Consider the following 19,782-nt stretch of genomic DNA (forward strand, 5'->3'; position numbering starts at 1 on the left):
GCAAGTTTGGCTAATTTTAGCTTAAACGCTCTGTGGTATTTAGACATAAAAAGACCCCCAGTAATTGGATAGTCCAACTATTGGGGGTCACTTCACAGATGCTCTGGTTTTTTTATACGCTTAGAATATGTTATTCCGCTGAAACGGTATCCGTTTTTTCTGCTTCAGACTGCGCTTTCTCTTCAGTGCTTGCTTCTAGTGCTATTTTGGTTGCTTCCTCTTTTGCTGTCGCGGCTTGTGTTGCTGCTTCTTTTTCTACAAGAGAGTCTGCAAGAGATTGTTTCACATCTGCTAGATTAGCGGTAAGACTGCTAATTTTTTCTTCAAGAAGTTCTGAATAAGATTTTTGATCTTTTAATTCTTTACGTAATTCTTGCTGTGCAGTTTCAGATTGATCTTTATTTTTCATTTCTGCTTCGATAAAAGCAGTAAGTGCTTTGCCTTGCTGTTCAAATGAAAGGTCACGTTTATCCTCTGCTCCAAGCGTCTTGCTGATTTCGAACAGTATTTTTTCGTAGCTAGTTACGTAGTCTTCATAATCTTTTTGAGAAAGCGCTTTTAGCTTCTTCACGGTGAGGGCGATTTGTTGTGCTCTTTTCGCTGAAAAAAGTACGTCGTCAGCCTTCTTTTTAATTTCGTCAGTATCTCTTGGGTTGGTAGCAATAAAAGCAATGGTGGCATTTAATAATGCAGACACACGTGAGACAGATTTTGGTGCGTGCTGATTAATGTCTGATTTAACAAGCTTGTTTAGTTCTTGCTGTGCATCAGATAGATAAATTTTGGTGACTGTTTTTGCTTCAAGAGCACGTTGCTTGGCAACGAGTGCTGGTTGAGCTGCGATAGCGTCATCTATTTCATCTTCTGCTATTTGATCCACAAGCGTTTTGAGTTCAGTTTCTAGTTCTTTGATGGTACTTGGAAAATAGGCTTGCGCGCCTATTTTATTGAGCTGAGTTCGATAGTCGAATGCTTCTGATAAAGTTGATAGCGCTGATGTTTTTAGGCTTCTGGCTTTATTCATATAGCTATTAAACTTGTTAAGGCTTTCGTTTGCTGCTTCAAGGTTTGTTGTAGAGGTAAAAAGGCCTGTGCTGTTATTAGCTTCTGATGGATCAAACTCGAATTTCGCGTAATATTCTTTTGCTTCTGCCAGCGCTTTATTTGCTTCTTCTATTTCTTTAGTAGCAAACCAGCTTAGTTCATCTTTGTCGCCTTGTGATACTTGCTGCTCTGCATTATCTTGTGCTTTTTTGAATTCGTTAATTTGAGTGATCGTTTCCGATTGCTTTGCGTCTGCAGCTAAATTAGAAGCTGAGTCTGGGTTTGAAGCACAACCGGAAAGAGTTAAAGTGATTACTGCGGTTAGTACAGCAATTTTAAGTTCCTTTTTCATAGCGATGTTCCTTGGTTTTATTTAAAAAAGAGAGCTGATTAGATGTTTGAATATTGTAAAGGCTTTGTCTATTTTTCGTAAGAGATAACGATGATAAAGGATTACAAATTCCTTATTGGTATAAAATAGCGCTTTTTAGGCAAAAAATAACCCCACAAATGGGGGTTATTTAAGTGTTTGCTTAGTAATCGAAGAGCAATTAAAACGTGAAAGGATGATCACCCGTTTCGTCTTTGATGCGAGTCGGTAAGCCCATTTCGTTTAACAAGCCTAAGAAAGGTCTTGGGTCAAGTTGCTCTACGTTACGCATTTCTTTTGCATCCCAAGTGCCATTGGCAACTAGGATAGCGGCAGCAACCGGTGGAACGCCAGCGGTGTAAGAGATGCCTTGACTGCCCACTTCGTTATAAGCGTCTTTATGATCTGCTACATTGTAGATAAAGACTTCTTTCTCTTTACCATCTTTGATGCCTTTAACAACATCACCGATGCAAGTCTTACCTGTGTACTCAGGAGCAAGAGAAGATGGATCAGGAAGTACAGCTTTAACGACTTTAAGTGGCACAACTTCTAAGCCTTCTGCTGTTTTAACTGGCTGTTCAGATAGCAGTCCGAGGCTTTGTAGTACGGTGAATACGTTGATGTAATGCTCACCAAAACCCATCCAAAAACGTACGTTTGGTACATTTAAGTTTTGAGAAATAGAATGTACTTCGTCATGGCCGCTCATGTAAGACGTTTGCTTTCCTACTACAGGCAAGTCATCTGTACGACTTACTTCAAACATCTTGTTGACGTTCCACTCGCGATTCTGCCATGAGTATACAACACCGGTAAATTCACGGAAGTTGATCTCAGGATCGAAGTTGGTCGCGAAATATTTACCGTGGCTACCCGCGTTGATATCAATGATGTCGATATCACTTACGCTGTCGAAGTAATGGTTATACGCAAGTGCTGCATAGGCATTTACAACACCTGGATCAAAGCCCACACCTAGAATGGCGGTGATACCTTTTTCTTTACAAGCATCGCGACGTTTCCATTCGTAGTTGGCGTACCAAGGTGGTGTTTCACAAATTTTTGCTGGGTCTTCATGGATAGCTGTATCCAGGTAAGCTGCCCCTGTTTCCATACAAGCTTCAAGTACAGACATATTGATAAACGCTGAACCAACGTTAATCACAATCTGGGATTCTGTTTCTTGAATCAGCTTAATCGTTGCTGGCACATCAAGAGCGTTTAGAGCGAATGCTTGAATGCGGCCCTCTACTTTCATGCTGCCTTTGTCGAGGACACTGGCTACAATATCGTCGCATTTCGAAACGCTGCGTGAAGCAATTGCGATATTGCCCAGTGTGTCATTGTGTTGGGCGCATTTGTGTGCCACAACTTGTGCCACGCCTCCGCCACCAATAATGAGAACATTTTTTTTCATGGTCGTGCTTTCTCCAAAGTAGTAACCGAAGCAGAACTAAGACAGGTTCTGCTCAAAATCGTTGTAACCAAATTCCCTAACAAGCTCTATGCTGCCATCCAATTGGCGTATGGCAATAGACGGCATCTTAACACCGTTAAACCAGTTCTTTTTCACCATGGTATAACCTGCAGCGTCTTGGAAAGACAAACGGTCACCCACTTGCAGTGTTTTATCAAATTTAAATTCGCCGAAAATATCCCCCGCCAAACAGGATTTTCCACAAATCATGTATTCATGTTCGCCATCACAAGGTGCCATTTTAGCGTTTTCACGGTAGATCAGTAGATCTAGCATGTGAGCTTCGATGGAACTATCAACAACCGCTAGATTTTTTCCGTTAAATAATGTGTCTAGTACGGTCACTTCTAATGTGGTGCTTTTGGTGATACTGGCTTCACCTGGCTCTAAATAGACCTGAATGTCGTACTTTTCAGAAAACGCTTTTAGGCGCTGGCAGAATTTATCGATTGGGTAGTCATCACCAGTAAAGTGAATGCCGCCACCAAGGCTGACCCATTTTACTTGTTGAATCAAATGGCCAAAGCGCTCTTCGATAAGGTTTAGCATCTCATCAAAGCGTTCAAAGCTGTTGTTCTCACAATTATTATGGAACATAAAGCCAGAGATATCGTTAATAACGGTTTCGATTTTTTCAGGGTCCCATTCGCCAAGACGGCTAAACGGTCTGGCTGGATCGGCAATCAAAAACTCAGAAGTACTGACTTGAGGATTAACGCGTAAGCCACGAGTTTTGTTTTTGCTCGCTTCTTTAAAGCGATTGAATTGACCAATGGAGTTGAAGATGATTTTGTCCGAGTGATCTAATACTTCAGTGATTTCATCGTCGGAATAGGCCACGCTGTATGCGTGTGTTTCGCCTTTGAACTTGGTTTTTCCCAGTTTGACTTCGTACAAGGAAGAAGACGTGGTGCCGTCCATGTAATCTTGCATTAGGTCAAACACAGACCATGTTGCAAAGCATTTTAGAGCTAACAAAGACTTGGCTCCAGACTGTTGGCGCACATAAGCGATCTTCTCTAAGTTCTTTAGAAGCGCCGCTTTATCAATAAGGTAATAAGGTGTCTTGATCATGGCAACCTGCCCGTTAGTCAAAACGGTGTATTCTAGTTCAAAGGAGGGGCGGTTTTCTACCGCGTGGACTGTCTTTTTTAATTGAATCTTGAATTGTTCCTTTTATGTGATTTTTTCGAGCCTTTGTATTCTACCTCATTGAGTTTTTGTGAACGTTGAGATAGAAGACTTGATAGTAAATTTCGAGGACTGCTTATCCAAGCATAACCTTGTTTCGGCCAGTTTTTTTTGCGTGATACAAGGCCTTGTCAGCGGCGTCAAAGGCGTCGTTAGCCTGAGTTGAAGTGTCTGCAATTATGGTAAAGCCAATCGAAACTGAATAATTTATACTTTTTCCTTGGTGAATGTATGGTGTTTGGTGTACTTGTCGACATAAGGTTTCTAATTGATTCTGGGCGATTCTTTGATTTGTGTCTGGTATGACAATGGCAAATTCTTCACCTCCGATGCGGGCAAGGACATTTGGTGGGCGTATCAGTTGGCTGCAAAGCTGAGCAAAGTGAGTCAGTACGCTATCTCCAACATTGTGCCCGTATTGATCATTGATTTTCTTGAAAAAATCAATATCGAGCATCGCCAAGATGAAGGGCTGTTGGTCACGGGTAAACTGTTCAAACTGAGCCTTGATAATCCCTTGGAGTTTTCGGCGGTTTATTAAGCCAGTGAGCGAATCCGTAGTGGCTTCTAGAAGGAGTCGCTCTTCGTCGATTTTTCTTTGAGTGATATCCCAATAAATACCGGCAATGGTTTGGTTTAATTTTGTTTCATTTTTAATTGCATTACAGGAAACTTCTATCCAGCGATACTCGCCATCCGAACGCATGATTTTTAGATCGTAGCGAAGTGCCGGTGTTGAAGATGTTAAGAAGTCTTTAGCCGTTTTGAGGAAAGGCTTTCTATGCTCAGGATGGATGCATTTAAGCCATTGCTTAAAGGTAAATAATTGACGGCTGACGATTTTTTTATTCGGCTCTAGTACCTCAGAAGTACACCAAAAATGGCCTCGTCGGCTGTCCAATTCCCAACTACTACAGGAAATGTTTTCTTTCAGAATATCAAGCTGGTGTTGTTTTGTTCTGTGATTATCACGGACAATAGCGCTGGAAATAAAGTAGCTAGCGGTTCTGAGTAACGTAATGTCATTAGCAGACCAGCTGTATTCTCTTTCACAGTCGTCGAGACCCAATGTTCCCCACCATTGGTTCTCAATGATAATCGGCATGGTCAGCATGCACTTTACTTTCTGACTTCGAAGGTATTTTTTTAGCCATGCATCAGGCAGTTTCTCAGTGATGACGCTTTGGTATTCGCCTTTTTGTCGGCTTTTAATTAAAGAGGTGTATTCAGGTTCAATCAGTAGAGATTTGAAGTGATTGAAATGAGGTAAACCGATTTGCTTATATTTCTTATCTGAATACCATTCGAATGAATAATCTTGAACAATGAAGTCTTTTTGAACATCTAAGGTTTGAAAAACCCATACGCGACTAACGGCGGTTGCTTTTCCTAGTTCGGCCAAGAGCTTATTGATGCCTTCTAGCCACCCTTGTCCGGTCATCAAGTCTTCGGCGCTATGTAAAATAGCAGCAAGGATATCATTACCAAGACTTGTGACTTTTTCGTCGCCAAGCTTATTTAGATCGCCTGTATTGATTGCCATTCTAGAAAAATGTCACCTTGTATCATCAGTAGGGAATGACAGTATAGATTTTTTCTGTAGGAAAAAGTATTTTACTCGGCTTTTCTTATCGCTGCTCATGCTTTTTGTGGTTTTGTAGTCAAGTGGTAGGTTTTTTTTTGTGCCATTAATCATATATTCAGCGTTAGGAAAGTGCTTTTCAATTGTTGAAAACAAGGTACTCTTACTTTCAATAATTTTTACCTCTATGAGGAGCTGTTTTCTAGTTGGAAATAGCCGTTTTGGTTTTTGTTTACTGTTTAGGAATTGAGTTTATATGTTGATTTTAGTTTTAGGGTTAGTCATTTTCTTTGTTTTGCATTCCATTCGCTTGGTTGCACCTCAATGGCGTGAAAAAAGTATGGCTGTTCATGGAGAGATACGCTGGAAGATGCGTTTTGGCATGATTACACTTATTGCCTTCGGCTTGATTATTTTGGGCTACACGCAAGTACGTCTTGAACCTGTGTGGCTCTGGTTTCCTCCTGTTTGGACTCGTCACTTGGCAGGGTTACTTGTGTTGGTTGCGCTTTTCTTTGTTGGCTCTGCTTTAGTGCCACATACAACGATGAAAAAGAAAGTTGGCTACCCAATGTTAATAGCGATAAAAATCTGGGCATTTGCCCATTTGATCAGCAACGGAACCTTGGCTGATGTCATTATTTTCGGTAGTTTCTTAGTATGGTCTATTGTTAGTTTTGCTGTTTATCGCCGTCGTGACCGAAAAGCAGGTGTGGTACGTGATCAAGAGTCTGGTGTGCAATTTGATTTAGCGGCTTTTACCTTTGCGATGGTATCTTGGTTTGCTATTGCTTTTTATCTACATCAGGCAATTATTGGCGTTTCACCGCTAGTGTAACCTGTTGCTAAAGTATAATAGTTAGCGAAAAAACGGCCTATCAGGTAAATCTGATCGGCCGTTTTTATTGATATCCGTTTATTAAGTTCTAAAATTATTAATGTTTTTAGTTAGGTCATCCGCGAGCGATTTTAGTTCTTCAGCGCGGGCTGCGCTTTCTGCTGCAAGAGTGACTAATTCGGTAGAGCCTTGTTGAATATCCGCTGTATTTTGGTTCACTTCTGCGGTGACGCTGGTTTGTTCTTCTGTCGCTGTTGCAATCTGTGCCGCACGGTCATTAATGGTTGTAACCGACATTTGAATCTTGTCTAGGCTTTCTTTTGCCTGATTAACATCTTCAACGCTGTTGTTGGCTCTGGTATGGCTCAGTTGAATTTTGCCTACTGCGTCTTTAGTGATTTGTTGCAAAGACTCAATCATTTTTTGGATTTCTTCAATTGAACTATAAGTGCGTTGTGAAAGTACTCGTACTTCATCAGCCACCACGGCAAAACCTCGCCCTTGCTCACCCGCTCGTGCTGCTTCAATTGCTGCGTTCAAGGCTAAGAGATTGGTTTGTTCTGCGATGCCTGAAATTGTTGTTAAGATAGTGTTGATACCATCCGCATTTTTACTGAGATCATTAATAACAGTGGCTACGTCTTGGATATCGGCAGCCAGGGTTCGAATACTTTCTTGGCTTTTTAGCACCTGAGTTTGACCTATATTGCTCGCAGTGACGGTTTCATCAGCATTGATTGCAGTATTGGTCGCATTGCTCGCAATCTCTTGTGTCGCTTGTGCCATTTGATGAATGGCCGTCGCCACCATCGAAATATTGTGTTGTTGTTCTTCTAGTTTCAGGGAGCTGTTCCTAGAGGATAGGTGGGCTGCACTGGCTTGACCTGCTAAGTTATGACCAATTTTTTTAAGGTGTGACACAGTGCCATGTAATAAGGCAACGAAGGTATTAAAGTTATCGACCAAGACCGCTATTTCATCTTTAGAGCTGGCGGTTAATCGTTGCGTTAGATCACCATCACCTTTTGCAATTTGCGCCATGCTATCAGACACACGGCGTAAATCTTTAAGTAAGAACTTGGTTACTTGAACAACTATTAAGATGGCAATAGAAAGTAAAATAAACACGGCAATAATAATATTGGTACCTAAGCGAACAAGAGGCGCATCTAGAACGCTTTTATCCATCATTAACCCTAAAACCCAAGGACTACCTTTTATATTGCTGGCGTACATTTCTGTGTCTTTACCGTCTAGTTTAAGCTCGGTAAATTTAGCCTGATTACGAACACTTTTGAAAAAATCGTCCGTTAGTCTTGGTGATAAATTGGTAGCATCTTTCAAAATTCGATCAATATTAGGGTGAGCGATGATGTTGCCGTTGCCATCAAACAATACACTGTAACCGTCTCCCGCTACTTTCATGGCTAAAATACTATCTAGTACACTGTCTAAAAATACCAGACCACCGATGGCACCAACAAACTTACCATTGACCATAATAGGTTCAACAAATGTCATTGAGAGTTGTTTGGTTGAGGCTGAGATATAAGGTGTAGTGACGTAGGCGCTGTTTTTTGCTTTTGCATCTATGTACCAGCTGCGTTTACGAGGGTCATAATCAGCACTGTTTAAGGATGGGTCATGGCGATACATTGCACCATTTTCTAAGCCTAAGAAAGTCATACCGAACTGCAAGCTTGTTTGTGCTTGTTGCAAGATATTAAGGATGTCTTTTTCGTTTATCTCGGGGTTTTCTTGTAAGGAATTTTCTATTTTTTGTTTGACCGCTTGCATAGTGCCGGTACGATCGTTGGACCAACTATGAATGTAGGTTGAGATCGCATTAGCTTGTGAGCTAGCTTCTGATTTTATGCGCGCATCACTGTCTGTTTTGAAGGCATAAAAGGAAACTCCGCCAACACCGATGGCAATGATAATAGCCACAATAATAGACTGAAGTGTTATTTTGGTTTGTAACGAAAGATGCATTCCTTTTCTCCGACGTGATTTCGTAAGGTGATTGTGACTTTGATTGCGACTTTATTTCTTTAACGTTGCAGATCGGCAATTTTCAGTTATCTAGCAAAAGCTTTCTATAGTTAAGTAATAACTTGATAGTTTTGATACTTTTGAATCTTTCTGTTATCGTCCGCGCCCCTTTTCTATTAGCGATTATAGGTGAATATTAGATGATTTGTGGATTTGATTACGGAACATCGAATTGTGCATTAGGTATTGTGCAAGATTCTGCTGTGCGTTTGGTCGCTTTAGAAGGAGAACATGCGTTTTTACCCTCTACTCTATACGCCTTAGACCGAGATTTAATCACGGAAGCGGTCGGAAGAGGGCTCCAAAATATTCAGTCTAGACAAGCTTTCGCAGAATTACGAATGAATGCTTTAGCAAGGGCGAAGCGTGCGCGTTATGAAGAAGACATTGCGGATGAAGATCAAACGTTATTTTTTGGTCGCGCAGCATTTGACGAATATTTCCAATGGCCTGAAGAAGGCTACTTTGTAAAATCACCCAAATCATTTCTAGGTGGCGCGGGGTTGCGTTCTGAGCATATTCATTTTTTTGAAGATGTAGTCACTGTGATGATGCAAAACATCAAACAACGCGCCGAAAAAAGCTTGGGTGCTGAAATCACGCATACTGTTATTGGTCGTCCCGTCAATTTTCAAGGCCTTGATGCAGATGTCAGTAACCGCCAAGCGCTGGAGATCTTAACCACAGCAGGCAAGCGAGCGGGCTTTAAGGAAATTGAGTTTCTTTACGAACCCATTGCTGCCGGCTTGGATTTTGAAGTAAAACTTACTGAAAACAAGACTGTATTAGTTGTAGATATTGGTGGTGGTACCACTGACTGCGCCATGGTTCGTATGGGACCCGGTTATCTTAAAAAAGAAGATCGACGCGGTGATTTTCTAGCGCATACTGGCGAACGAATTGGTGGTAATGATTTAGATATACAGATCGCTGGTAAACATTTAATGCCTCTCTTTGGTATGGAGTCACTGCTAAAAACGGGTTTGCCAATGCCAACTCAACTGTACTGGAATGCCATCACAACTAATGATGTATCGGCGATTGCGACTTTTAATAGCATGGAAACCAAAAATCAAATAAATCAGCTGCGTTTAGACGCAGCACAACCAAAATTGATTGAGCGTTTTTTGCGAATGCGTGAAGAAAAGCATAACTATCATATTGTTCGAAGTGCGGAAGAGGCGAAAATTGCTTTATCCGATACGCAGAACCATTGTGCTTTATTGGATTATATCGAACCTGAGCTAGCGGCTACTATATCTCGCCATGAGTTGGCGAAATCTATTTATTCACCGCTCGAGAAGATGCTAAATCTCATGGCAGCAGCAATAGAGCAAGCGGGCGAAAAACCTGACTTAATTTATATGACAGGGGGGTCTGCTAAGTCTCCAGTAATTCGCGAAGCGATTCAGAAGCACATTGGCGATATTCCTGTTTTAGATGGCGATCATTTTGGTAGCGTGGCAGCAGGACTAACTGTTTGGTCTGAGCGCATTTTTAGATAAAAACATTTTAGCAAATATATGTAAGCAGCATTATTTAGGCAGTAATAAGGCAACAAGATATTCCGATCTTGTTGCCTTATTTTTTTATGAGGTTTTGAAACCTTGGACGCTATAGATCCGGGTGAGTTTTTTCAACGTGATGCTTTTCATGTACTGGACGTATCATTAAGTTGGCAAAAAAGCCAACGACTAACAAGCTGGCCATGGCATACATTGTTGTATTATATAAGCTAGAAGTAGGGTCTATCGTCCCTGCCGGAGCAATTTCCATTAGCTTTGCTACAGTAACTGTCTTGGCGGCAATCAATTCATTGAGTTGTGACACAGAAGCATTAAACTTGGCTTCAAAGGCCATAGGGTCAATTTTATTGACCAAGTCAGTGATGGCACTTTCTACCGACAGATTTCTTAAATATGTGATAACAAATGGTCCAAGTACACCTGCGGTCGCCCATGCAGTAAGCAATCGTCCATGTATGCCACCAACATGAAGTGTGCCAAAAATGTCTGCTAAATAAGCTGGAATAGTGGCAAATCCACCGCCGTACATAGTGAAAATAATCATGGTAGCTGCGTAGAACATTATGAGCCAAGTTACTGATGGATCAGCGCTCACTGCAGAAGCAGCGTAAGGAATAGAAAGGTACAGCAAAGTCCCAATCACAAAGAAACAATGGTATGTGTTTTTTCGTCCGATGAAATCCGACGTGGACGCCCAGAAGAAGCGACCACACATATTGAAAACGGAAATCATTAGGACATAAGTGCCCGCAAAACTGGCTGTTGCAATCATGGGGAGAGTCGAACCAAAGATCTCTGTCATCATGGTTTTTGCAATGCCTATTACGCCAATCCCAGCTGTCACGTTAAAGCATAAAACAATCCACATAAGCCAAAATTGGGGTGTTTTTAATGCTTGATCAATATGAACACTGTTGCTGCTGATCATGCTTTTTGCTGCGTCTTTTTGTGGCGGAGTCCAACCTTCAGGTTTCCAATCTTTAGGAGGTACTCGGTAAGCAAATGATGCCACCATCATGATAATGAAATAGACAATGCCAAGCGTTAAGAAGACACTAGCGGCGCCAGTATTACCGGTTCCAACAACATAGACACCAGCATCGCCTGGAACGGGTAGTTTTGCGGCTTCGGAAGCGCTGGCAACAACGACTTCTATTTTTCCGCTGGCCATTTCTGCAAAGCGTTTACCACCTTCAGTAATTAGGTTAACCGCAGATTCAGGCCCAAGATACGTTGGAGCTACTGCAAATTTTTCTAACAAAAAGGTTTTTAGCGGTGCGCCAATCATTGCGCCGCCACCGAAGCCCATGATCGCCATACCTGTTGCCATACCGCGCTTATCTGGGAACCAGCGAAGTAGAGTGGAAACAGGGGACACATAACCAAGCCCTAATCCACAGCCGCCCAAAACGCCATAGCCTAGATAAACTAGCCATAATTGGTGGGTAGAAATACCAATACTGCCAACAATAAACCCGCCGCCCCAAAGGAAGGCCGCAGTTACGCCTACACAGCGAGGACCAACTTCCTCTAACCATTTTCCTGCAATAGCGGCGGATAAGCCTAGAAAAACAATGGCAACAGAAAAAATCCAAACCACACTACTAAGACTCCAGTCTTGTGCTGAGCTGGTAACAACGCCAAATTCTTTTGTTAATGCGGGGTTAAAGATGCTCCAAGCATAGACGGAGCCGATACATAAATGAATAGCAATTGAAGCGGGAGGAACTAGCCAGCGGTTAAAGCCAGGTGAGGCAATTATTTTGTCTTTCATGAGGAAAGATAAAAGAATGCGAATCATATTCATAATCAATGTCCTTTTAGAAATTATTATTTTTTTTACGACGAACTACAATATGTTACAAAGCTCACTATAATGTTTTTTTATGATTTTAATATTAAATTTTCAATAAATTTGATTTTTTGGACAGGATCTAATGGCTAAGCTTTTCCTGAAAAACAAGAAAAAATTTGATTCAGTTTGAAATAAAGTGGCTGTTTTTATGTGAAACATAACCATGAGATCGCCTAATAATTTACACTATTGTGGTTAGGAATTGATGCTACAATGTTTAGCTACTAAACAATTTTATGGGGTGGGGCTTGTTGAGTGTTTTATTAACCCAGTTGAAGGGGTTGTTCTCATGGAGTGATGTTAAGCGTCCTTGGCACCTTGCGGTTCTTGCGGCCGTCTGTGTCGGCATTCCTGCTTTGATTGGCGCAGCGACAGATCAATTTGCAGTGGCGACCTTGTCTAGCTTAGGGGCAATGGTTATTTTGTACTTGCCTAAAACTCGCACAGCGCATCGCATGGTGACTCTCGCAATGTGTTCATTTGGGTTCATGGTCTGCTTTACAATTGGCTCTCTTTCTAGTTTTAACCCTTACGTTGCTGCTTTTGCTCTTGGTTTTTTGTCCTTTGGAGCCATTGTCATCACGCGATATTACCGCCTACCACCGCCGGGGAGTTTTTTCTTTATTCTTGTTTCTGCTTTGGCGATTTATTTGCCATTTGATTTAGGTAAATGGTCATCCAATATTGGCATGGTTGCATTAGGCGGAATGCTGTCTTGTGGTCTAGCATTTTTTTATAGTTTGATGACTGGTGCAAATGATTTACCTGCAACAAAAGTGGAAATCGACTCCCAGGTAAATGCGATTATTTTAGAAGGCTTGTTGGTCGCTTCCTTTATTTCTTTTTCTTATCTTGTTGCTGTTTTACTTGAGTTGCCTAATGCGCTTTGGGTACCGATTTCGTGTGCGGCTATTTTACAAGGCGCCACTTATCGCATGATTTGGCACCGCAATATTCATCGGATTGTTGGTACTGCAATTGGTATGGGAGTCGCGTGGTGGTTATTCTCTCTACAGCCGAACTATTGGGTTTTGGCGCTAAGCATGATCTTTTTTCAATTTGTTGTGGAGTTATTGATCGTCAAGAACTATGGCGCTGCCGTGATTTTTATTACGCCACTAACGGTTATTATGGCGGAATTTACTAGTGCTAATATGAGTACTGCTGTTTTACTAGAGCACCGATTGATCGATATTTCTATTGGTAGTGCGATTGGGATTATTGGCGGTACTATTTTTCATCGTACGTCTCTTTTGAAAAGTATTGAGTCTAGAATGAATGCTCGCAGTTCATTATCTGGCCGTAAACCTTCTTAATAGCATTCCAACTAATGCTTCAATATGAATGTCTTTCCGGTTGATGTGAAAGGCATTTGTTAATCCCTTAGTATTTCTTCTGATTCAGTTGCTTAAAACTTGGTTAAATCGTACGCTTCGGGTCTCTGGTAATTTGTTATTAATTTTACATTAGAATCATGTATTACCAGTTCTTATGAAGGTGCCCAAACGGGTGAAACGGGAAACAGGTGCGCTTTTTGTTAAGTAATCCCTGTACTGCCCCCGCAACGGTAAATAAGTGATGTATTTTTCTCGCTCCCACTGTTCATATATAGAAATATCTCTGAATGGGAAGGGACAAGAGTTTTAGAAATATAGATCTGCCAAACACTTATCAGTCCGGAGACCGGCCTTCATTGATTAGGATTGTTGGGCAAACTTTGCCACAAAAAATCCGCTAATTTGAATCATACGGGTGAGTATGAAGCATATTTTGGAGGCACATAGTGCATATTGAACCTGGCGTCGTTGACGGCGCAAAAATCGTTTTAAGTTACGCTACGGCGTTGGCTGCTTTTGGCTTTTCAGCTAAAGCGTCTATCGACATGATAAAAAAAGACGGTGTTATGTCGTTAATTGGTCGCAGTATTTTGACCACACTTTTTGTCTTTGCTTTTTTTGAACTCTTGCCCCATCACGCTGTTGGTGTGTCTGAAGTACATCTTATATTAGGTTCAACCTTGTTTCTGATTTTTGGTCCAGCCGCTGCGTCTATTGGCTTGATTTTAGGTTTGTTAACGCAAGGTGTCTTCTTTGCTCAGTTTGACCTGCCTCAATACGGTATGAACGTGACGACCTTATTGTTACCTTTATTTGCTATGTCTGCGGTTGCACGTCGTACAATTGCGGATAATACGGCCTACGTTGATATTAGTTACAAGCAAGCTTTGAAACTGTCTTTAACTTACCAAGGTGGCATTGTGGCTTGGGTGGCTTTTTGGGCATTTTATGGACAAGGCTTTGGCGCTGACAACTTATCATCTGTAGCGACGTTTGGGATGGCTTATTTAAGTGTTGTGCTGATCGAGCCAGTTTTAGATCTTGCTGTATTGGCTGGTGCGAAAAGTCTACATCGTTTTAAAAATTCGCCTTTGTTTGAAGCGCGTTTGTTTAACTAAGTAGAAAGCACAGTTTTAAATGCCCACGCTGCTTACTTATTAGGAGGTAAAGCAGAGTGGGCATTTTTATGCTCGGCGCTTATATCGCCCATGTTCGTTCACAAATTCTAAAAAAGCACGATTGGCCTTCGACAAGTAGCTGTCTTTACGCCAAGCAATGCCGAGATCTAGCCAGATAGGTGGATCAAAAGAACGAGTGATTAGCTCATCGTCTTCTTCAATAACCATGGCGAGTAAAGTTGAGATGCCAAAGCCTTGTTGCGTGATGGATTTAATCAGTGGGATCAAATTGGTCTCAAAGCCTATTTTAGGTGTTTTTTTGCAGGTTTTAGCCAGTTTATCGACGATACGACGGTGAAAGTAGCCTTCTTTAAACATTACTAGCTCTTCATCGAAAAATGCGTCAGGCGGGATTTTATCCAATTGGCTGAAAGGGTGATCTGTGGCAATTGTTACGAGCATTTCCTCTCGAATCAGAGCTTGAGTTTCTAAGCCATCAGGAAGTGTTTCTGCGACAATGACGCTGAGATCTAATTCGCCATTTTCAAGCATCTTTTGTAATTGCCAAGTTCCGCCCTCGATAACTTTTAAGGTAATAGTCGGATACTTATGACGAAATGCCATGAGGATCGGTGGGAAATAATAGGAGCCGAGCATACTAGGTATACCCACTCGCACCTCACCTTGGCTTAAACCTTTCAGTTCACCCATTTCCAATAGGGCATCATCCGTTGCCTGAATGATTTTTTCAGCATGAGTTAGCAGCTTTTTCCCTTCGTCAGTGAGTCCTATATTTCGATCCGCTCGATGAATTAAGGTTAAGCCTAAATCCGCCTCTAGTTTTTTGATCGCCATACTGACCGCAGGTTGTGCAACACCAAGCTGTTGAGCGGCTTTAGTGAAACTCTCTGTTCTTGCAATGGCTATGAAATAGCGTAGCGGTTTAATGTCCATCAATAACCCTTATGGATTGGATAAGATGGATATATTTTATTGATTATTTTGCTGGGCGTATAGTGTCACAATAAATTGTTGTTTTATTCGAGCGTCATTCTCGTTGAATGCCGTTGTGATGTGTGGAGAGTGGTTGTGATAGAAGTAGGTAGTTCGGTTTTTTGGCGAGGAACCTTGGCTCTGGTGATTGGCTCCTTTATGATTTTTGCCAATGTGTATGTTACACAACCGCTGTTACCTATGATTGCCAACGAGTTTTCTATTAGCCCACTTCAAGCCAGCGGTAGCTTTACAATTACAACTCTGACTTTGGGGATTTCCTTGCTGTTTTATGGTCCCATTTCAGACGCCTTAGGCCGCAAAGGCATTATGGTGATGACCATGGTCGGTATAACGCTAACCACTTTTTGCTTATCTTTAGTGCAAAGCTACGAATCCTTATTGGCATTACGAGCTCTACAAGGTTTTTTCTTAGCGGGGTTGCCAGCTATTGCTGTGGCTTATTTGGGCGATGAATATACGCCGGAAGCCTTGATGGTTGCGGTTGGCCTATATATTAGCGGTAATACTTTAGGCGGCATAGGGGGACGTCTTATAGGTGGTTTTGTAGGGGAATGGCTAGGACGTTCAGCGACCTTTGGCGTCATGAGTGTTATTAGTTTGATTTGTTTGTTGGCTTTTTTCTTTCTATTGCCAAAATCACAACATTTTGAGGCAAAGCCTTTGCGTGTTGGGCATATCTTGATGAACATGAAGAGCCATTTGCAGAATCGTCGCCTATTAACTAGTTATTTGATTGGTGGTTTTAGCTTCTTTATTTTTATCAATCAATACAGTTACGTGACCTTCGTTTTAGAAGCGGAGCCTTATAATCTAACGGCTAAATATGTTGGCTTGCTTTTCCTAACGTATTTGTCTGGCACATTAGGTTCGGCCATCTCAGGTAAACTCGCCAAACGCTGGAACCAGCCCAACATAATGGTATTAGGTACCTGCATTTTCATGTTTGGTTCATTAGTCACATTGGGGGGCTCTTTATTGGCGATTATTACCGGATTACTGATTAATAGCTTTGGTTTCTTCTTGTGCCATTCTACCGCCAGTGGTTTTGTCAGCCGGAATGCCAAACACGCCAAGGCCAGTGCATCTTCCTTGTACTTAGTATTTTACTATTTAGGTGCCAGTCTTGGCGGTTTTTATCTTGATCCTTTTTGGCAAGCGGATGGTTGGCGAGGTGTCATTATGGGGTCTTGGTTAGTATTGGGCGTCGTCGTATTAGCTGGAATTAGCTTGATTAAAGGCAATAGACGAGCGTCAGAGGTAAACCTTGCTGGTTAAATCACTTTGTCAAAAATGCTTGGGACAATAAAATACATTAGGTGTATGTTGTTCGGTTCTTTGATGAAGGTCAGAGAATTCAAGTTGCTCTTTCAAAGGCATCTTGGGTAATATAACGCTCGTTTTTATTGCTTCGAAGGGAATCATGTTTTACCTGTTATGGAATAGACAAATTAAGCTTGCCTATCTTGGCTTGATGTCGATGACATTACTGACATTGGGGCCTCTTGTCGGTCAATTGACTATTCCTAACATGTCCTCAATGCCCATGTCTGCCATGTCGATGATGCAGATGTCAGGAATGACTATGTCCTCTCATGTCGGCCATGATCATTCTAAAATGGCCATGTCCGTGTCGACACCACACTCGGATCAGAGTGTGGTGTCGACAATGGACCATGCTTGGGATGAGGCCTGTGGTTACTGTTCTTTCTTCGATCATTTTCCTTTTTTAAGTATTAGCATTCCTAATATTGTTTTCAATGGTACAGGTCTAATCTCTACGCCTATCGAATTTATTCGGTCGGCCTTCAACTCTGATTCGCTTTTCTTACATGCGTTAAAACGCGCCCCTCCTTATCTACAAGGTAACTTAAGAATTATCTGATTAAGGGCTTTTTTTCGGTGTTTGCGTTTGCTTATTACATCGTTAAAAACTCTCTAATATTTAAAGTCTATGTAGAGAAATGACAATGTTTGAAATAATACATTGCGGTAGTGTGCGTCCGCAGAATAATGCACGAGTCATAAATAAACCGATTTTAATCCATTTGCCTCTGGTGTCTGTTTTGGCGCTTTTGGGTTGCAGCTTTACTGGTTTCGCTCATGCGGAAGAGGTGCTTGGAGACAATGACAACTTGAGTAATGCGATAGTAATTACGGCACCACAGTTGAAATCGCCTGTGACGACTAGCATTAATTTAGATGAAACGCCGGCATTGCAATCCGCTTCTGATGGCGCTTCTGTATTGACTCAAATTCCAGGTTTCTCGGCCCTCGGTAATGGCGGTACAAACGCTGACCCTACTTTTCGAGGCATGTTTGGCTCACGGCTTGCGATTCTGACCGATGGTGCTCAAATGTTAGGGGCGTGTCCTAACCGTATGGATAATCCGAGTTCGTATATTAGTCCAGCGTCCTACGATGATGTGACTATTGTTAAAGGCCCTCAAACGGTTTTATGGGGCGGTGGTAACTCTGCTGCGACAGTTCGTTTTGAGCGTAAACGTGAAGATTTTACAACACGTAATAGCCGTTTCGAAGCCAGTGCTATGGTGGGAACATCTGGTCGTTTTGATCGTCGTTTAGAAGGGGCTATTGGCAACGAAAAAGGTTATGTCCGGGTTGAGGCAAATGAATCAGAAGCCAATGATTATAAAGATGGCAATGGTGATGTTGTTGCATCGGCGTGGGATAAATGGAATACCAATATCGCTGTGGGTTGGACCCCGGACGAAGATACTTGGTTAGAAGCCGAGTTGGGCCGTGGTGATGGTTATGCTAAGTATGCCGGTCGCGGTATGGATGGCACTAAATTTCTGCGTGAAACCGCAGCGTTACGTTTTGAAAAGAAAAATCTTTCGTCCAACTGGAGTAAGGTTGAAGCACAGTTGAACTATGGTTATGCAGATCATGTGATGGACAACTATAGCTTACGTCCTGTTTCGAGTATGGGGGGAATGGGTGGTATGTCCATGAGTGGTGAAATGCGCAGTGAGCTGGATCGCCGAACTCGAAGTGGGCGAGTAGCTTCTACTTGGGACTGGGACACTGTTAGCTTGATTGCTGGTGTTGACGCAAAGCATGAAGTTCATCGTAAAGGTATAACGAGTAATTCGGATGGAGAAGAAGATTATTCTCAGCAACAGACTGGTGTCTTTTCCGAAGTGACTTGGTTTTTGGAAGATGAACGACGGGTGGTTACAGGTTTGCGATTGGATCATTTTAGGGCAACTGATGAAAATGACAGTACTGCAACCGCAGGCGAAACGCGCCGTAAAAACCTTACTAATGGATTTGTGAGAATGGAGAAAGACCTAAGTTCTCTTCCTGCTACGACTTATATTGGGTTAGGACATGCTGAGCGTTTTCCTGACTATTGGGAAATAAAGCCAAGTAACTCGAGCTTGTCGGGAGCATTGAATGCCTTTGATGGCGTGCAACCAGAAAAAACCACTCAAATCGATATTGGCTTGAATTACAAGACAAAAGGGGTCAGCTGGTGGGTATCTGGTTATGCCGGAATTATTCAGGATTATATTATTTTTGATTATTCAGGCACGACAAAAGTAGGGAATGTGGACGCTTATATTGCAGGTGCAGAAACAGGAGTGCGCTACCAGCTTGATGATTTGTGGAGTGCGAATGCTTCTCTGGCCTACGCATGGGGCGAAGACAGCGATAATAATGATCCGCTACCGCAAATATCACCGCTTGAAAGCAAGTTAGGCTTAACGTATGAGCAAGGCGCATGGACAGCAAATACGGTGTTACGATTGGTTGCATCGCAAAATCGCATTTCGGAAGATAGAGGCAATGTGGTTGGCTATGATTTCAGTAAATCTGCAGGTTTTGGCACTATGGACATTAATGCAGAATACCGAGTGACTAAAAATGTGACTTGGCGAGCAGGGGTCGATAATTTGATGGATAAAGCTTATACCGAGCACCTTAATAAAGCAGGTAATTCTGTATTTGGGTATGCAGCGGATGAATCTTTTTATCAACCAGGGCGTACTATTTGGACGAGCCTGACAGCAAAATTCTAGCCTAAATACTCATCAACAAGGAAGCGAGTCCTGATCTTTGTTGGTGAGTTTTTTTCTTAATGGTGATTTTTTCCATGGTTGAACCGGGTTAAATTAATGTTCAATAGGGGGCCTTGTAAGTAAAGAATGAGCGGTTGCTCTTTCAATGAATCTTGTTACTATATGGCGCATATAGTCGGGGGGCCGTTAGGCTGAGAGTGCATTTTTGCAGACCCGTTGAACCTGATTCAGTTAACACTGGCGTAGGGAACTATACATCTTGTTATTGATGATTTGTGATCCTATTCCTATCTTAATGTAACTCGATCTAGTTCCAAAACGTCTGTTTT

General features: G+C 42.0%; 14 protein-coding genes and 2 riboswitches. Of the genes, 7 read left to right on the forward strand and 7 right to left on the reverse strand.

Annotation, left to right across the window (positions count from 1 at the left end):
• Positions 1-130: 130 nt before the first annotated feature.
• From DFP80_RS00005 to DFP80_RS00020, 4 genes are all read right to left on the reverse strand, one after another.
• Entirely contained in the window at positions 131-1,396 is a 1,266-nt protein-coding gene (locus DFP80_RS00005) for a hypothetical protein (protein WP_113914763.1), read from the reverse strand.
• Between the two features lie 199 nt (positions 1,397-1,595).
• On the reverse strand, positions 1,596-2,834 hold the full coding sequence (locus tag DFP80_RS00010; protein ID WP_113914764.1) for a saccharopine dehydrogenase family protein: 1,239 nt from the start codon (positions 2,832-2,834) through the stop codon (positions 1,596-1,598).
• Positions 2,835-2,870: 36 nt separating this feature from the next.
• On the reverse strand, positions 2,871-3,968 hold the full coding sequence (gene nspC / locus DFP80_RS00015; RefSeq protein ID WP_113914765.1) for a carboxynorspermidine decarboxylase: 1,098 nt from the start codon (positions 3,966-3,968) through the stop codon (positions 2,871-2,873).
• 193 nt (positions 3,969-4,161) lie between these two features.
• Positions 4,162-5,628, reverse strand: a complete 1,467-nt coding sequence (locus tag DFP80_RS00020) for a diguanylate cyclase (RefSeq protein ID WP_113914766.1) — start codon at positions 5,626-5,628, stop codon at positions 4,162-4,164.
• A 295-nt stretch (positions 5,629-5,923) separates the two neighbouring features.
• On the opposite strand from DFP80_RS00020, the gene DFP80_RS00025 reads away from it, so the two are divergent.
• The gene (locus DFP80_RS00025; RefSeq protein WP_113914767.1) at positions 5,924-6,505 is read left to right on the forward strand and encodes an NnrU family protein; all 582 of its coding nucleotides are present in this window, start codon (positions 5,924-5,926) and stop codon (positions 6,503-6,505) included.
• A gap of 81 nt (positions 6,506-6,586) precedes the next feature.
• On the opposite strand, the gene DFP80_RS00030 is transcribed toward DFP80_RS00025, so the two are convergent.
• Positions 6,587-8,497 (reverse strand): methyl-accepting chemotaxis protein, encoded by a 1,911-nt coding sequence (locus DFP80_RS00030; RefSeq protein ID WP_113914768.1) that lies wholly within the window; start codon positions 8,495-8,497, stop codon positions 6,587-6,589.
• 200 nt (positions 8,498-8,697) lie between these two features.
• On the opposite strand from DFP80_RS00030, the gene yegD reads away from it, so the two are divergent.
• On the forward strand, positions 8,698-10,062 hold the full coding sequence (gene yegD, locus DFP80_RS00035) for a molecular chaperone (RefSeq protein WP_113914769.1): 1,365 nt from the start codon (positions 8,698-8,700) through the stop codon (positions 10,060-10,062).
• A gap of 109 nt (positions 10,063-10,171) precedes the next feature.
• On the opposite strand, the gene DFP80_RS00040 is transcribed toward yegD, so the two are convergent.
• A complete protein-coding gene (locus DFP80_RS00040) occupies positions 10,172-11,890 on the reverse strand; it encodes an OFA family MFS transporter (RefSeq protein WP_113914770.1) in 1,719 nt (572 codons plus the stop codon).
• A gap of 299 nt (positions 11,891-12,189) precedes the next feature.
• Between DFP80_RS00040 and DFP80_RS00045 the strand changes: the two genes are divergently transcribed.
• Positions 12,190-13,254, forward strand: coding sequence for an FUSC family protein (locus tag DFP80_RS00045; RefSeq protein WP_241560187.1), 1,065 nt, complete (start codon positions 12,190-12,192; stop codon positions 13,252-13,254).
• A gap of 162 nt (positions 13,255-13,416) precedes the next feature.
• Positions 13,417-13,644, forward strand: a riboswitch (cobalamin riboswitch).
• A gap of 77 nt (positions 13,645-13,721) precedes the next feature.
• Positions 13,722-14,393, forward strand: coding sequence for an energy-coupling factor ABC transporter permease (locus DFP80_RS00050; RefSeq protein ID WP_113914772.1), 672 nt, complete (start codon positions 13,722-13,724; stop codon positions 14,391-14,393).
• A gap of 66 nt (positions 14,394-14,459) precedes the next feature.
• On the opposite strand, the gene DFP80_RS00055 is transcribed toward DFP80_RS00050, so the two are convergent.
• Positions 14,460-15,347, reverse strand: coding sequence for a LysR family transcriptional regulator (locus tag DFP80_RS00055; protein WP_113914773.1), 888 nt, complete (start codon positions 15,345-15,347; stop codon positions 14,460-14,462).
• A 135-nt stretch (positions 15,348-15,482) separates the two neighbouring features.
• Between DFP80_RS00055 and DFP80_RS00060 the strand changes: the two genes are divergently transcribed.
• The 3 genes from DFP80_RS00060 to DFP80_RS00070 all read left to right on the forward strand — a co-directional run bounded on the left by DFP80_RS00060 (position 15,483) and on the right by DFP80_RS00070 (position 19,453).
• Positions 15,483-16,685 (forward strand): MFS transporter, encoded by a 1,203-nt coding sequence (locus DFP80_RS00060; RefSeq protein ID WP_113914774.1) that lies wholly within the window; start codon positions 15,483-15,485, stop codon positions 16,683-16,685.
• Positions 16,686-16,830: 145 nt separating this feature from the next.
• Positions 16,831-17,292: a DUF2946 domain-containing protein gene (locus DFP80_RS00065; RefSeq protein ID WP_113914775.1), complete on the forward strand. Its 462-nt coding sequence runs from the start codon at positions 16,831-16,833 to the stop codon at positions 17,290-17,292.
• 85 nt (positions 17,293-17,377) lie between these two features.
• Positions 17,378-19,453: a TonB-dependent copper receptor gene (locus tag DFP80_RS00070; RefSeq protein WP_113914776.1), complete on the forward strand. Its 2,076-nt coding sequence runs from the start codon at positions 17,378-17,380 to the stop codon at positions 19,451-19,453.
• A 166-nt stretch (positions 19,454-19,619) separates the two neighbouring features.
• A riboswitch (TPP riboswitch) is annotated at positions 19,620-19,719 on the forward strand.
• Positions 19,720-19,782 lie beyond the last annotated feature (63 nt).

Origin of the sequence: Marinomonas rhizomae (assembly GCF_003315485.1) — a bacterium.
In the GTDB taxonomy this organism is placed as follows: domain Bacteria; phylum Pseudomonadota; class Gammaproteobacteria; order Pseudomonadales; family Marinomonadaceae; genus Marinomonas; species Marinomonas rhizomae.

Coding starts and splice junctions, on each gene's coding strand:
- DFP80_RS00010 (WP_113914764.1), bottom strand. CDS start 2,834: ATGAAAAAAAATGTTCTCATTATTGGTGGCGGAGGCGTGGCACAAGTT.
- DFP80_RS00070 (WP_113914776.1), top strand. CDS start 17,378: ATGTTTGAAATAATACATTGCGGTAGTGTGCGTCCGCAGAATAATGCA.
- yegD (WP_113914769.1), top strand. CDS start 8,698: ATGATTTGTGGATTTGATTACGGAACATCGAATTGTGCATTAGGTATT.
- DFP80_RS00055 (WP_113914773.1), bottom strand. CDS start 15,347: ATGGACATTAAACCGCTACGCTATTTCATAGCCATTGCAAGAACAGAG.
- DFP80_RS00005 (WP_113914763.1), bottom strand. CDS start 1,396: ATGAAAAAGGAACTTAAAATTGCTGTACTAACCGCAGTAATCACTTTA.
- nspC (WP_113914765.1), bottom strand. CDS start 3,968: ATGATCAAGACACCTTATTACCTTATTGATAAAGCGGCGCTTCTAAAG.
- DFP80_RS00065 (WP_113914775.1), top strand. CDS start 16,831: ATGTTTTACCTGTTATGGAATAGACAAATTAAGCTTGCCTATCTTGGC.
- DFP80_RS00040 (WP_113914770.1), bottom strand. CDS start 11,890: ATGAATATGATTCGCATTCTTTTATCTTTCCTCATGAAAGACAAAATA.
- DFP80_RS00030 (WP_113914768.1), bottom strand. CDS start 8,497: ATGCATCTTTCGTTACAAACCAAAATAACACTTCAGTCTATTATTGTG.
- DFP80_RS00020 (WP_113914766.1), bottom strand. CDS start 5,628: ATGGCAATCAATACAGGCGATCTAAATAAGCTTGGCGACGAAAAAGTC.
- DFP80_RS00025 (WP_113914767.1), top strand. CDS start 5,924: ATGTTGATTTTAGTTTTAGGGTTAGTCATTTTCTTTGTTTTGCATTCC.